Source organism: Nonomuraea sp. NPDC003201 (assembly GCF_053590415.1).
On the sequence record NZ_JBSFTC010000764.1, the window covers coordinates 1 to 1187 of the forward strand.

Genomic DNA, 1187 nt, shown 5'->3' on the forward strand with positions numbered 1-1187 from the left:
CCGGAGGCGGCGGCCTCCAGCCACCGGCCCGCCAGCGCGGGGTCCGGGCGGTCGGCGGCCTCGCGCGACAACATGCGCAGCAGCACCGGCCCCAGCGCCGCACCCGCCCGCGCGGACGGCCGCGGATCCTCGGTGAGCACCCGGTGCAGCGTCGCCAGCGGTGACGCGGTGTGGAACGGCGAGGTGCCCTCCACCGCCGTGTACAGCGTGGCGGCCAGCGACCACAGGTCCGACTGCGGTCCGCCGCGCTCGCCCCGCAACCGCTCCGGCGCGATGAACCCCGGCGAGCCGATCAGCAGCCCCGACTGCGTGATGGTGACCTGGCCGTCGATCCTGGCGATGCCGAAGTCCGTCAGCACCGCCCGGCCGTCGTCGCACAGGAACACGTTGCCGGGCTTGACGTCGCGGTGCTGGATGCCCTGCCGGTGCGCGACCGACAGGGCCGTCAGCAGGTCGGCGCCGAGCCGGGCCACCCGCTGCGGCGCCCACGGGCCGTCGTCGCGGATCGAGTCCTGCAGCGTGCGCCCGCGCAGCAGCTCCATGACGATCCACGGGCGGCCGTCCTCGGAGAACACGTCGTGGACGGTGGCGATGCCCGGATGGCTCAGCCGCGCCGCCGCGTACGCCTCCCGCACCGTGCGCTCGCACAGCTCGGCGCGCTCCTCCGCCGCGATGTCGGGCGAGAGCAGCACCTCCTTGACCGCGACCTCGCGGTCGAGGGTCTCGTCACGGGCGAGCCAGACGGTGCCCATGCCGCCTCGGCCGAGCGCCCGGATCAGCCGGTAGCGCTCGGATAACAGGGACTCTGGGGGATTGTCGATCATCGTTGGTCACATGGTGGTCGTTGGTACGATGCCTCGGCCAGACCCTTTGCAGCCTAGTGAAAACAAGCTGCTCGCCGGTGTCCGAGAAGAGGGTTCGTGGGGCTGCTGCGCATTCATTTCACGGCGGACGACGTGGCGCGCACGACAGTGGCCGCGGGCGCGGACCCGTTGTGGGAGGTCGTGCTCAGCAGGTTCCGGCTGCAGGACAAGGACAAGGCGCCGGCCTTCCGGCCCTGGGAGCGAGCCCTGCGCGAGAGCCCGGCCAGGCTTTCCAGGATGGCCTCCGGGCTGCGCTGGCTGACCGCGCTGGCGCCCGAGGCGCCGTACTTCCCCGACTTCCTCACGCCGGCGGCGGCCCGCGAC

1 protein-coding gene and 1 pseudogene are annotated in these 1187 nt (G+C 73.1%); one reads left to right on the top strand and one right to left on the bottom strand.

The window, feature by feature from the left end; genetic code table 11:
* A partial coding sequence (locus ACWDX9_RS63485) for a serine/threonine-protein kinase (RefSeq protein ID WP_449973483.1) occupies positions 1-824 on the bottom strand: 824 nt, incomplete at its 3' end.
* A gap of 96 nt (positions 825-920) precedes the next feature.
* Here ACWDX9_RS63485 and ACWDX9_RS63490 point away from each other — a divergent pair.
* Positions 921-1187, top strand: a pseudogene (locus tag ACWDX9_RS63490) (transcriptional regulator); the annotation flags it as partial.